Here is a 12544-nt window from a genome sequence, read left to right as displayed (position 1 = left end):
GGCCGGGAAGTTATTCAATTAATCAATGGGTAGAGCTGTGGTGTATTTAATCTGTTCCATGGCGAAGCTCGAGGTGACGTCCGACAAGCCCGGTACGCTGTTCACCAGCCGCTTGTAAAAATCATCATAACGCTTCATGTCTGCCACCTGGACGCGCATCAGATAGTCATACTCTCCCGCCATGCGCCAGAAACCGAGCACCTCCGGCATCTCGGAGACCTGTGTTACGAAGCGGCTGTACCACTCGCTGCTGTGATGTTGGGTTTTTATCAGGACAAATGCCGTCAACCCAAGCCCCAGTTTTTCGGGATCTAAAAGCGCGACTCGCCCCAGAAGGATGCCGTCATCTTCAAGCTTCTTGAGGCGCTTCCAGCACGGCGTGGTGGTCAGATTAACGGCATCTGCCAGTGCCTGCAAAGAGAGGGTACAGTCACTTTGCAGTAAAGAAAGCAGCTTACGGTCTATTTTATCTAGCATACCCACCTCACAGAGAAAAATTTTCTCCCTTCATTCTATTTTAAAGGCCATATAGCAACAATTTTTTCTGTGCTTTTCGCTATGCTGGGCACAAAATGACAAACGGATAAATACGATGAGTAGCGCCTGGGTTAAACATGCCATCAGCGAAATCAATGCCGACTATCAGCGCTCGGCGGACACCCATCTCATTCGCCTGGCTCTGCCGGGTTTTGCTGGCATCCAGCTGTACCTGAAAGATGAAAGCACCCATCCCACCGGTAGCCTGAAGCATCGCCTGGCGCGTTCGCTCTTTTTATACGGTTTGTGTAACGGCTGGATTAAGGAGGGAACCACGATTATTGAATCCTCCTCCGGTTCAACCGCCGTATCCGAAGCCTACTTTGCCCGCCTGCTGGGCCTGCCGTTTATCGCCGTGATGCCCTCCTGCACCGCGAAACGAAAAATTGAGCAGATCGAATTTTACGGTGGACGCTGCCACTTTGTGGAAAGCGCCTGCGAAATTTACGCCGCGTCTGAAATGCTGGCCCGTGAGCTGAATGGCCACTATATGGACCAGTTCACCTTTGCGGAGCGAGCCACAGACTGGCGCGGCAATAACAACATTGCCGACAGTATTTTCCGCCAGATGACCCACGAACCTCACCCTGTTCCGTCGTACATCGTGATGAGCGCCGGTACTGGCGGCACCTCAGCCACCCTGGGGCGTTACATCCGCTGTCAGGGCTATGATACGCAGCTGATGGTGGTTGATCCGCAGAACTCGGTGTTCCTGGACTACTGGCAAAGCCGCAATGCGGATCTGCGCAGCCCGGTGGGCAGTAAGATTGAAGGAATTGGCCGCCCGCGCGTGGAGCCTTCATTCATTCCGGACGTGGTGGATGAAATGCTCCGCGTGGCGGATGCCGCCAGCGTGGCAACCGCGCACTGGCTGGAGACACAGATTGGCCGTAAAGTCGGTGCATCTACCGGCACCAACATGTGGGGAGCCCTGCAGCTTGCGGCTCGCATGCGTGAAGAGGGGCGCACCGGCTCTATCGTCACCCTACTCTGCGACAGCGGTGAGCGCTATCTTGAGACCTATTACAATGCGCAGTGGGTTCAGGCAAACATCGGCGATATTGAGCCGTGGAAAGCGCAGATTACGCAGCTGGTGAAATAAAAAAAAGCCAGACCGGGGTCTGGCTTGCTGGAAGGGTCTCACTATTCGGGGGAATATGGGAGGTTGTTGTTGTCCAGCCAATGCGTCAAAAAATGAGACACTGCTTCATTACCGCAGTGCCCGATAACCGGTAGATGGGGAAGCTCTGCCTTCAACTGCGGCATCGCATTTCCCATAATCAGACCGCGACCAACGCTGCCCAGCATTTCGCGGTCGTTCATGGCGTCGCCAAACGCCATACATTCCTGCATCGTTAAGCCTAAGTGATCGCTCAGTACCGCCAGCGCCGATCCTTTATTACACCCAACCGGCAAAACCTCGAGACAGTCCACCGCTGAAAAGGTCAGGTGCGCCCGGTCGCCTAACGCGTCATTCAGCTGAATGCGTAAGCGACAAAGATCGTCATGATCGCCGCAGAAACAGATCTTCGTCACCGCGTGAGCCGGAATACGGCGCAGATCGATAAGCTGATAGCGGAAACCACTGTAGACATGGGCGTGCAGCAATGCCGGAATGTCATGCCCGGTAAACCAGCCGTTATCGTTAAAGACATGAACGCTGGCCCGGGTGTCCCAGGTGCTGTGCAGGACGATATCTGCCACTTCCGGGTTGAGATCCTGACGGTGGAGAACATCGCCTTCGACAGAGTGAATGCGCGTCCCATTGCCGGTAATAAGAAAAGCATCCAGGGAAAATGCCCCCAGCAAATGGCGCATCTCCAGCACATGACGGCCGGTGGCAAACGTCAGGGTGACATCACGTTCATGCAGGCGCTTCAGGGTACTCAGGGTTTTCTCACCCAGACGGTGATCCGGCATTAACAACGTACCGTCCATATCAAACGCAGCGAGACGAGCCATGATTACTCCTGAAATGTGATGCGGTTAACTTGTGCATCAGTATTGCGTGAGATATACGGAAGTAATAGTGAATAGATGACAATTATTGTTCAGGGTTTCTCATGCGCCAGCTTAACCGACTCAACCAGTACCACCGTTTGTGGCAGCCTTCCGCTGGCGCGACGCAGCAGGCCACCATCAGCGAGCTGGCCGCCCGCTGTTTTTGCAGCGAACGGCATGTCCGTACGTTACTGCGTCAGGCGCAGGAGGCGGGCTGGCTTAGCTGGCGAGCGCAGTCTGGCCGCGGTAAGCGTGGGGAGCTGACTTTCCACGTCACCCCGGAGTCACTGCGCAATGCGATGATGGAAGAGGCGCTGAAGCGTGGGCAGCAGCATAACGCGCTTGAGCTGGCCCAGCTGGCACCGGAGGAGCTGCGGTCACTGCTTCATCCGTTTTTAGGCGGCCAGTGGCAAAACGATACGCCGACGCTGCGCATTCCCTATTACCGCTCACTGGATCCACTGCATCCCGGCTTTTTACCCGGTCGGGCGGAACAGCATCTGGCAGGACAGGTCTTTTCCGGGCTGACGCGTTTTCACGGTAACAGCAGCGAACCGACGGGCGATCTTGCCCATCACTGGGACGTGTCGGAGGACGGGCTGCGCTGGCATTTTTATATTCGCTCCACGCTTCACTGGCATAACGGTGATAAAGTCGAAACGGTCCAGTTACAGGAGAGTCTGAATGCGATGTTGACGCTCCCGGCCATGCACAGGCTTTTTCAGAGCGTGCTGCGCATTGAAGTTACCCATCCGCAGTGTCTGACGTTTATTTTACACAAGCCCGACTACTGGCTGGCACATCGGCTGGCAACCTATTGCAGCCGTGTGGCGCACCCGGCACAACCGATGACAGGCTGCGGACCTTTCAGGCTCACCGCGTATAAGCCGGACCTGGTTCGTCTGGAAAGCCATGAGCAGTATCACCTTAGCCACCCGCTACTGAAGGCCATCGAGTTCTGGATCACCCCTCAGCTATTTGATCAGGGGCTTGGAACCAGCTGCCGGCATCCGGTACAAATCGCCATCGGAGAGCCTGACGAACTGACCCGTTTGCGGCTGGTGAGTAACAGCATCAGCCTGGGGTTTTGCTACCTCACGCTGAAGCGCAGCCCGCGTCTTAGCGAAATGCAGGCAAGACGCCTTATCAACATCATTCACCTCTCAACGCTTCTGCATACTCTTCCTCTGGATGAGGGGCTTATCACCCCAACGCAGGAGTTGCTGCCGGGCTGGCGTATTCCTGAGTGGCTTGATCTCACGGATGTCCCTTTGCCTGAGACGCTGACCCTGATTTACCATCTGCCCGTCGAGTTACATACCATGGCAAGTCAGCTAAAAGCGTATCTTTCCCGCCAGGGCTGCGCGTTAACGGTCATCTTTCACAATGCCAAAACGTGGGACGGATGTCAGCATCTTGCCGACGCGGACCTCATGATGGGAGACAGGCTGATTGGCGAAGCACCGGAATACACCCTTGAGCAGTGGCTTCGCTGCGATGCGCTATGGCCGCACTTGCTGAGCGCGCCGCAATATGCCCATCTGCAGGCGACACTCGATGCCGTTCAGACTCAGGCTGACGAGCATGCCCGGCATCGCGGGCTGAAAGCTATTTTCACCCAACTCATGGAGAGCGCGGTGCTGACGCCGTTGTTTAACTACCAGTACCAAATCAGCGCGCCCCCGGGAGTCAATGGCATACGGCTTAACACCCGCGGCTGGTTCGATTTCACCGAAGCCTGGCTCCCGGCCCCCAAATCGTGAAGAAGCTGGTCGTCGCCGTAGTCAGACGGTAACATGATGTTTTTACCGTAACTGTCGAGATGATTTATGAAACGTGCCGTCGTCGTGTTCAGCGGAGGACAAGATTCCACTACCTGCCTGGTTCAGGCGCTTCATCAGTACGATGAAGTTCACTGTGTCACTTTCGATTATGGTCAGCGACATCGCGCTGAAATTGACGTCGCCCGTGAACTGGCGCTGAAACTGGGCGCGCGCGCGCATAAGGTGCTGGACGTTACGCTGTTAAATGAACTGGCCGTCAGTAGCCTCACCCGCGACAGTATTCCCGTTCCTGACTATGAACCTGATGCCAGCGGCATTCCGAACACCTTTGTGCCAGGCCGCAACATTCTCTTCCTGACGCTGACGGCGATCTACGCCTACCAGGTGAAAGCCGAAGCGGTGATCACGGGCGTGTGTGAAACCGACTTCTCCGGGTACCCTGACTGCCGTGACGAGTTCGTGAAGGCTCTCAACCACGCCGTGAATCTGGGGATGGCAAAAGAGACGCGCTTTGAAACGCCACTGATGTGGCTTGATAAAGCGGAAACCTGGGCACTGGCAGACTACTGGGGCAAACTGGACATGGTTCGCAGCGAAACCCTTACCTGCTACAACGGCATTAAAGGTGATGGTTGTGGTCAGTGTGCGGCCTGTAATCTGCGCGCAAACGGACTGAATCACTATCTGGCCGATAAAGCGGGCGTGATGTCGGCGATGAAGAAAAAAACCGGGCTCAAATAAGCCTCTTTGACCGTGCTGGCGAACAGAATATCGACAGCACGGGTCATGAACACAACGCGCTTAGACGATCATCAACTGCAGTTTTTCCCGCAACTCCCCTTCCAGCGGCAACGCTTTCTGGGTTTTCAGATCGATACAGACAAAGGTGATCAGCGCGTCGGCAACGGCCTGGCCTTCAGGATCCAGCGTCACCGCCTGGGTTAACACGCCGCTCTTGCCGTTTAACTGTTGAAGCTGGCTGGTGATGGTCAGCACATCTCCCAGCACGGCCGGGCGACGGTAGTTGATATTGATGTTGACGACCACGAACGCGATGTTGTGCGCGGTCATCCACTGAAAGCTTTCGCTGCTTTCCAGACCGTCCCAGCGCGCTTCTTCAAGAAACTCAAGATAACGGGCGTTGTTGACGTGCTGGTAAACATCGATGTGGTAGCCGCGTACTTTGATTTTTGTCTGCATAGCGCAATAGCCTTTACTGTTGTTATAGGATAAGAGGTCATGACTGGTATGACCTCTTTATCCTGGCAAAATTTTGCCGCCGTGCAAGTAATTATGTGATTACAACGTCAGGTGTGAGAGGTTGCGCTCAACCAGCGCCCCGCCCATACCGGGCACTTGCTTAAGATCGTCAACCGTTTTGAAAGGACCGTACTCTTCGCGATAGCTGACTATCGCCTGCGCTTTTTTTAGCCCTACGCCATTCATCACCCGGGCGAGATCCTCTGCCGATGCCGAATTGATACTGACTCGCGTACCGTCATCATCCGCGCTTTTTACGGCATCCGTGGCTTTCGTCTGGCCAGCTGCGGGTGCCGCTGCGTCAGGCCTGGTTTGCACCGCCGGTGTTTTCGCCGCAGGTGTCGTCGCCAGCGCACCTGTGCTCATCCCGGTGGTGGCAATCGCCAGAGTAATGAACAGAGCCTTGATTCCACATTTCATGCTGTTATCTCCTTGTTTGTTGACAGCCAGGCCACAATATCCAGCGTTATAACCCGGCACAAACGGCAGATTGCAGAAATGGAAAAGGCCGCGAAAGCGGCCTTTAGTTATTGCAGAGCGTTACGAAAATATGCGAGCAAATACGTAATTATTGCTGCTGAGTCATCACGTCACCGAGCTTGATTTTGGCTTCTGTGCGCAGGTTGCTCATCATCGCTTCGAAAGCAATCTGGGCATTGTTCTGGGTAATACCCTGCACCATCGCTTTCTTCTGCTCTTCAGGCATCGTGCCTGCTTTCACGTCGTCCAGTGCGAGCAGAACGACGTTACCCTGCATATCGGTAGTGGTACCGAAGCTTGGTTTGTCCTTCGCAGGCAGGCTCAGACCGAACGCTGCCTGACTGACAGGATCCTGACCGGTACGGCTCAGCGTTTTTGGCTCACCGAAGCTCAGACCTGCCGCTTTCAGCGCATCCTGTTTACCCGCTTTCAGGTCAACCAGAATCTTCTCAGCATCCAGTTTTGCCTGCTGTTCCGCTTTGTTGTGCTTAACCTGAGCAACCACCTGATCTTTCACTTCTGCCAGCGGTTTAATCGCTTCTGGTTTGTGCTCGCTGACGCGAAGAACAAACGCACGATCGCCGTCGACGGTAATGATGTCAGAGTTGCTGCCCGGCGTGCCGTTCTCGCCAACCAGACCACCGTTGAAGATGGCATCAGCAACCGGTTTGAAATTCAGCTCTTCCGGCAGGTTGTTACGACCGAACCAGCCGGTCTCAACCGCTTTCACCCCTGCAGCCTGCTCAGCACCCGCCAGAGATTCGTTGTCGTTGCTGGCAGCATCACTGACTTTCTGTTGCAGCGCGTAGTAAGCATCCAGCGCTTTTTCCTGCTTCACTTTCGCTGCGATATCATCGCGAACGTCAGCCAGCGGCTTGGTTTTCGCGGCCTCGATGTCATCCAGACGCGCCACCAGGAAACCAACGGAAGATTTAATGACACCCGAAAGCTGGCCTTTGTCTTTCAGACCGGCATTTTTCAGTTCGTCAGGCGTGGTGCTCTCTTCCAGCCAGCCCATATCACCGCCGTTTTTAGCAGAGATAATATCGGTGGATTTTGCTTTCGCGAGGGAGGCGAAATCAGCGCCCTTATTCAGCTCATCCAGCACGGCTTTGGCGTCTGCCTCAGTTTTGGTCTGGATCACGCTGTAGCGGTTACGCTGCGGCTGAGTGAACTGATCCTGATGCTGATCGTAATAAGACTGAATTTCCGCGTCAGAGGCTGTTTCCTGCAGCGCGGCAGCATCCAGCTTGATGTAGCTCACACGGAACTGTTCTGGAGCAACGAAGTTATTCTTGTTCTGCTCGTAATAGGCGTTAATGTCCGCGTCGCTAACCTGCTGCTTCGCCGCCAGAGCATTCACATCGATGGTCGCTTCACGTACTACGCGCTGCTGTGCAACCAGGGCTGCTAACTCTTCCGTCTCACCTTTGAGCATGAAATCAGTGCCAACAACGGCATTGATAAGCTGTTGGGTTGTCAGTTGATTACGCAGAGCCTGAGCGTATTGATCGGCAGTCATGCCCATCTGATTAATGATGCCGTTGTAACGCGCATTGTCGAATTTGCCGTTAGACTGGAAAGCCTGAGTCGATAAGATGGCTTTTTTAACCTGCTCATCGCTGATGCCCAGGCCCAGTTTTTTCGCGTATTGATCCAGCAGCGCTTCGTCGATCAGACGGTTCAGGGTCTGTTGGCGCAGGGATTTCATATACCCTTCGTTTGCCGCGAGTTCAGAGAATTGGTCGCCCAGCTGTTGCTGCATACGGTTACGTTCACCGGCAAAAGCATTCTCGAACTGACCGCGGCTGATCTCCTGGCCATTCACTTTTGCGGCATAGTTCGCGCCACCGCCGATAAGGTAACTGCTCACGCCGGTCAATATGAACGACACGATAATGATACCGAAAATAATCTTGAGCACGAGACTGTTAGCAGCCGTGCGTAAGCTGTCCATCATGGTGTAACAACACTCCGCTGTAGGTGACTGGTTACCTGACGCTAACGGAAAATCCTGCCCGTCGCGCGTAAAGGCGTATTGTGACAAGAAAACGGTGCGATTGTCAGCCCACAACTCGCATAAACTCGCACAAATCAGGCCTGGACAAACAAAAAAGGCACATCAAATGATGCGCCCTTGTACTATTCGGCTTCCCTGAGATGGGAAAGCAATCAGTTTACTGCGTCTTTCAGCGCTTTACCTGCACGGAAACCCGGCACTTTAGCGGCAGCAATGGTGATCTCTTTACCGGTTTGAGGGTTGCGGCCAGTACGGGCAGCACGCTCTTTAACAGCAAAAGTACCGAAGCCTACCAGTGCAACGTCGTCCCCAGCCTGCAGAGATTCAGTAACAGAAGCAATTAATGCATCTAACGCACGTCCAGCTGCAGCTTTAGAAATATCAGCACCAGCAGCAATTTTGTCAATCAGTTGAGATTTATTCACTGTTCTCTTCCTCTCTTTATAATTTATATCGCGCCTGAATCCTTCACAACGCGACCGCGCAGCAGTTATATCAGGCCTGCCATGACCTTACAACACCCGTTGTTGATGGCTGGCCTAATCAGCAATCTAAATTAGCTATACAAAAAAAGGCTGGCAAGTGCGAAATGACTTACCAGCCTTACTTTTATTGACGCTCTTTGCGCGAGGTCACTATTTTGCGGTTACAACCTGCATTCCGGAAGGTTCATTCTGCAGGGCGAGAGTCAGAACTTCCTCAATTCGCTTCACAGGATGAATCTGCAGATCGGCAATCACGTTGTCCGGAATCTCTTCCAGATCGCGTTTATTTTCGTAAGGGATCAATACGGTTTTGATCCCACCACGGTGTGCCGCCAGCAGTTTTTCTTTTAACCCACCGATTGGCAGCACCTGGCCACGCAACGTGATCTCACCGGTCATTGCCACATCGGCACGCACCGGGTTGCCGGTAAGGCAGGATACCAGTGCGGTACACATGGCGATACCTGCGCTTGGGCCATCTTTCGGCGTTGCCCCTTCAGGCACGTGCACGTGGATATCGCGTTTCTCGTAGAAATCAGGGTTGATGCCCAATTTCTCCGCGCGCGCGCGTACCACGGTCAGCGCGGCCTGAATCGACTCCTGCATCACTTCACCCAGAGAGCCGGTGTAGGTCAGCTTGCCTTTACCCGGGACACAGGCGGTTTCAATGGTCAGCAGATCGCCACCCACTTCCGTCCATGCCAGACCGGTGACCTGGCCCACGCGGTTTTCATTGTCCGCGCGACCATAGTCAAAGCGCTGAACGCCCAGATAGGCATGCAGGTTGTCGCCATTGATCACGATGTGTTTCAGGCTCTTATCCAGCAGCAGCTGTTTAACCGCCTTACGGCACAGTTTAGAGATTTCGCGCTCAAGGCTACGCACGCCCGCTTCACGGGTGTAGTAGCGGATGATGCCAATAATCGCGCTGTCCTCAACGGTCAGCTCGTTGGCTTTCAGCGCGTTACGCTCAATCTGCTTCGGCAGCAGGTGCCGTTTCGCAATGTTCAGTTTTTCGTCTTCGGTATAACCGGAGAGACGAATCACTTCCATACGGTCCAGCAGCGGCGCCGGAATGTTCATGGAGTTCGAGGTCGCGACAAACATTACATCGCTCAGGTCGTAATCCACTTCGAGGTAGTGATCGCTGAACGCCACGTTCTGTTCTGGATCAAGAACTTCCAGCAAAGCAGACGCCGGATCGCCACGCATGTCCGAAGACATTTTGTCGATTTCATCGAGCAGGAACAGCGGGTTTTTAACGCCCACTTTCGCCATCTTCTGGATCAGTTTACCCGGCATAGAACCGATGTAGGTACGACGGTGACCGCGGATCTCCGCTTCATCGCGTACGCCACCCAGCGCCATACGGATATACTTACGTCCGGTCGCTTTGGCGATGGACTGACCCAGAGAGGTTTTCCCTACCCCCGGTGGTCCCACCAGGCACAGAATCGGGCCTTTGATTTTGTTCACACGGCTCTGGACTGCGAGGTACTCAAGAATGCGGTCTTTCACGCGCTCAAGGCCGTAGTGGTCGGTATCCAGGATCTCCTGCGCCTGACGCAGGTCTTTTTTGACCTTGCTGCGGGCATTCCAGGGAACCTGAACCATCCATTCGATATAGCCGCGCACGACGGTCGCTTCAGCCGACATTGGAGACATCATTTTCAGCTTCTGCAGTTCTGCTTCGGCTTTCTCTTTGGCCTCTTTCGGCATTTTCGCCGCGTCGATCTTACGCTTCAGCGCTTCGTTTTCGTCCGGCGCGTCATCCATCTCGCCGAGCTCTTTCTGAATGGCTTTCATTTGCTCATTCAGATAGTACTCACGCTGAGATTTCTCCATCTGCTTTTTAACGCGGTTACGAATACGCTTCTCAACCTGCAGCAGATCGATTTCAGACTCCATCATCGCCATCAGATATTCCAGACGTTCGTTAACGTCGGACATCTCCAGCACGGACTGTTTGTCTGCCAGCTTCAGCGGCATGTGTGCAGCGATGGTGTCCGCCAGGCGCGCAGGATCGTCGATGCTGTTCAGCGACGTCAGCACTTCTGGTGGGATTTTCTTGTTCAGCTTGATATAGCCTTCGAACTGGCTAATCGCGGTGCGCACCAGCACTTCCTGCTCGCGCTCATCCAGCTGAGGTGATTCAAGGTACTCTGCCTTGGCAGAGAAATGCTCGCCATCGTCAGACAGGGTGGTAATACGCGCACGCTGCAAGCCTTCTACCAGCACCTTAACGGTGCCGTCAGGCAGCTTCAGCATCTGCAAAATAGAGGCCACGGTCCCGACGGTGAAAAGATCGTTTACACCCGGCTCATCCGTTGATGCTTCTTTCTGAGCCACCAGCATGATTTTTTTATCATGATCCATGGCGGCTTCGAGGCAACGGATAGATTTTTCCCGCCCTACAAATAAGGGTATGACCATGTGCGGATAAACCACCACATCGCGCAACGGCAATACGGGGATTTCAATGCGTTCAGAACGCTCAGGATTCATAGAGCTCTCTCTTAGTTTAGTGTCCGCCAGGTAAACTGGTCATGTCACTGTGCTTCACATAACCATTAACATGTATCCAGTATATGGGGATGTTTCCCACACATTCAACGCCGCGTATACGGAAAAATAAAAGGGGAGATAAAATCCCCCCTTTTTGATTAACTGCTTGTATGATTTGGTGAATTATTCGCCAGATGCCTGTTGCGCTTCCGGCTTGCCATAAATCAGCAATGGCTTGGTCTGGCCGCTAATGACCGACTCATCAATCACCACTTTCTCAACATCTTCCATCGACGGCAGATCGTACATGGTGTCAAGCAGCGCCGCTTCCACGATAGAACGCAGGCCACGTGCACCGGTTTTACGGATCATCGCTTTCTTGGCAATCGCGTCCAGCGCTTCGTCACGGAATTCCAGCTCAACGCCTTCCAGATTGAACAGCGCCTGATACTGCTTGGTCAGCGCATTTTTCGGCTCTTTCAGGATCTGGATCAGCGCGTCTTCACTCAGTTCGTTCAGCGTTGCCACAACAGGCAGACGGCCAATGAACTCAGGAATCAGACCAAACTTGATCAAGTCTTCTGGCTCAACCTGTGACAGCAGCTCGCCTTCGTTCGGCTTTTCGGACGAGGCTTTCACCGTCGCGCCAAAACCAATGCCGGAGCCGGTTTCAACACGGTGAGAGATCACTTTATCCAGACCGGCAAACGCACCACCACAGATGAACAGGATCTTGGACGTATCAACCTGCAGGAACTCCTGCTGAGGATGTTTACGGCCACCCTGCGGTGGAACGGCTGCAACCGTACCTTCAATCAGCTTCAGCAGCGCCTGCTGCACGCCCTCACCCGATACGTCACGGGTAATGGACGGGTTGTCAGATTTACGGGAGATCTTGTCGATCTCATCGATGTAAACAATCCCGCGCTGCGCTTTCTGTACATCGTAATCGCATTTCTGCAGCAGTTTCTGGATGATGTTTTCTACGTCCTCGCCCACATAACCGGCTTCGGTCAGGGTGGTGGCATCGGCCATTGTGAACGGAACATCCAGCAGACGCGCCAGCGTTTCAGCCAGCAGCGTTTTACCGGAACCGGTTGGACCGATCAGCAGAATATTACTTTTACCCAGTTCTACGCCATTGCTGGTATCACCGTTACGCAGGCGTTTGTAGTGGTTGTATACCGCCACGGCGAGCACTTTTTTCGCCTGCTCCTGACCGATGACATAGTCGTCAAGATGATGACGAATTTCATGCGGCGTTGGCAGCGCGCTGCGCTCGCGGTGAGGTGCTACTTCTTTAATCTCTTCGCGAATAATGTCGTTACATAAGTCAACACATTCGTCGCAGATATACACGGACGGCCCGGCAATCAGTTTACGCACTTCATGCTGGCTTTTGCCGCAAAAAGAGCAGTACAGCAGTTTGCCCGAACCATCTTTGCGTTTATCTGTCATGAGTCCAAACCTCT

Annotated in this window: 11 protein-coding genes; 3 read left to right on the top strand and 8 right to left on the bottom strand. The window is 53.8% G+C overall.

Going from position 1 to position 12544, the window contains the following annotated elements:
• Nucleotides 1-18 precede the first annotated feature (18 nt).
• Nucleotides 19-477, bottom strand: a complete 459-nt coding sequence (locus tag AM379_RS12870) for an Lrp/AsnC family transcriptional regulator (protein ID WP_020885204.1) — start codon at nt 475-477, stop codon at nt 19-21.
• 115 nt (nt 478-592) lie between these two features.
• On the opposite strand from AM379_RS12870, the gene AM379_RS12865 reads away from it, so the two are divergent.
• Nucleotides 593-1639: a PLP-dependent cysteine synthase family protein gene (locus AM379_RS12865; protein WP_106503768.1), complete on the top strand. Its 1047-nt coding sequence runs from the start codon at nt 593-595 to the stop codon at nt 1637-1639.
• A gap of 41 nt (nt 1640-1680) precedes the next feature.
• On the opposite strand, the gene cof is transcribed toward AM379_RS12865, so the two are convergent.
• Nucleotides 1681-2499, bottom strand: coding sequence for an HMP-PP phosphatase (gene cof, locus AM379_RS12860; protein WP_014168878.1), 819 nt, complete (start codon nt 2497-2499; stop codon nt 1681-1683).
• Nucleotides 2500-2600: 101 nt separating this feature from the next.
• On the opposite strand from cof, the gene AM379_RS12855 reads away from it, so the two are divergent.
• Nucleotides 2601-4301 carry an SgrR family transcriptional regulator gene (locus AM379_RS12855; RefSeq protein WP_106503767.1) on the top strand — a complete coding sequence of 567 codons (1701 nt, stop codon included), beginning with the start codon at nt 2601-2603 and terminating at the stop codon, nt 4299-4301.
• 66 nt (nt 4302-4367) lie between these two features.
• Nucleotides 4368-5063 carry a 7-cyano-7-deazaguanine synthase QueC gene (gene queC / locus AM379_RS12850; protein ID WP_014168876.1) on the top strand — a complete coding sequence of 232 codons (696 nt, stop codon included), beginning with the start codon at nt 4368-4370 and terminating at the stop codon, nt 5061-5063.
• A 60-nt stretch (nt 5064-5123) separates the two neighbouring features.
• Here queC and AM379_RS12845 read toward each other — a convergent pair whose 3' ends face one another.
• The 6 genes from AM379_RS12845 to clpX all read right to left on the bottom strand — a co-directional run bounded on the left by AM379_RS12845 (nt 5124) and on the right by clpX (nt 12530).
• Nucleotides 5124-5522 carry a YbgC/FadM family acyl-CoA thioesterase gene (locus AM379_RS12845; RefSeq protein ID WP_014168875.1) on the bottom strand — a complete coding sequence of 133 codons (399 nt, stop codon included), beginning with the start codon at nt 5520-5522 and terminating at the stop codon, nt 5124-5126.
• Nucleotides 5523-5621: 99 nt separating this feature from the next.
• Entirely contained in the window at nt 5622-6002 is a 381-nt protein-coding gene (locus AM379_RS12840; protein ID WP_106503766.1) for a helix-hairpin-helix domain-containing protein, read from the bottom strand.
• A 148-nt stretch (nt 6003-6150) separates the two neighbouring features.
• Nucleotides 6151-8022: a peptidylprolyl isomerase gene (gene ppiD, locus AM379_RS12835; protein WP_025204855.1), complete on the bottom strand. Its 1872-nt coding sequence runs from the start codon at nt 8020-8022 to the stop codon at nt 6151-6153.
• 212 nt (nt 8023-8234) lie between these two features.
• Nucleotides 8235-8507: a nucleoid-associated protein HU-beta gene (gene hupB, locus AM379_RS12830; RefSeq protein WP_002444653.1), complete on the bottom strand. Its 273-nt coding sequence runs from the start codon at nt 8505-8507 to the stop codon at nt 8235-8237.
• A 210-nt stretch (nt 8508-8717) separates the two neighbouring features.
• A complete protein-coding gene (gene lon, locus AM379_RS12825; protein ID WP_014168872.1) occupies nt 8718-11072 on the bottom strand; it encodes an endopeptidase La in 2355 nt (784 codons plus the stop codon).
• Nucleotides 11073-11255: 183 nt separating this feature from the next.
• Entirely contained in the window at nt 11256-12530 is a 1275-nt protein-coding gene (gene clpX, locus AM379_RS12820; protein ID WP_020885209.1) for an ATP-dependent protease ATP-binding subunit ClpX, read from the bottom strand.
• Between the last annotated feature and the right edge of the window lie 14 nt (nt 12531-12544).

The sequence above is a fragment of the Enterobacter cloacae complex sp. FDA-CDC-AR_0132 genome, from assembly GCF_003010695.1.
GTDB lineage: Bacteria > Pseudomonadota > Gammaproteobacteria > Enterobacterales > Enterobacteriaceae > Enterobacter > Enterobacter ludwigii.
The sequence above is the reverse complement of the archived record's forward strand: the minus strand, read 5'-3'. Positions and strand labels throughout refer to the sequence as shown.

What these genes read in the sequence shown, in the direction of transcription:
- AM379_RS12870 (WP_020885204.1), bottom strand. Translation starts at nt 477, where the DNA reads ATGCTAGATAAAATAGACCGTAAGCTGCTTTCTTTACTGCAAAGTGAC.
- AM379_RS12865 (WP_106503768.1), top strand. Translation starts at nt 593, where the DNA reads ATGAGTAGCGCCTGGGTTAAACATGCCATCAGCGAAATCAATGCCGAC.
- cof (WP_014168878.1), bottom strand. Translation starts at nt 2,499, where the DNA reads ATGGCTCGTCTCGCTGCGTTTGATATGGACGGTACGTTGTTAATGCCG.
- AM379_RS12855 (WP_106503767.1), top strand. Translation starts at nt 2,601, where the DNA reads ATGCGCCAGCTTAACCGACTCAACCAGTACCACCGTTTGTGGCAGCCT.
- queC (WP_014168876.1), top strand. Translation starts at nt 4,368, where the DNA reads ATGAAACGTGCCGTCGTCGTGTTCAGCGGAGGACAAGATTCCACTACC.
- AM379_RS12845 (WP_014168875.1), bottom strand. Translation starts at nt 5,522, where the DNA reads ATGCAGACAAAAATCAAAGTACGCGGCTACCACATCGATGTTTACCAG.
- AM379_RS12840 (WP_106503766.1), bottom strand. Translation starts at nt 6,002, where the DNA reads ATGAAATGTGGAATCAAGGCTCTGTTCATTACTCTGGCGATTGCCACC.
- ppiD (WP_025204855.1), bottom strand. Translation starts at nt 8,022, where the DNA reads ATGATGGACAGCTTACGCACGGCTGCTAACAGTCTCGTGCTCAAGATT.
- lon (WP_014168872.1), bottom strand. Translation starts at nt 11,072, where the DNA reads ATGAATCCTGAGCGTTCTGAACGCATTGAAATCCCCGTATTGCCGTTG.
- clpX (WP_020885209.1), bottom strand. Translation starts at nt 12,530, where the DNA reads ATGACAGATAAACGCAAAGATGGTTCGGGCAAACTGCTGTACTGCTCT.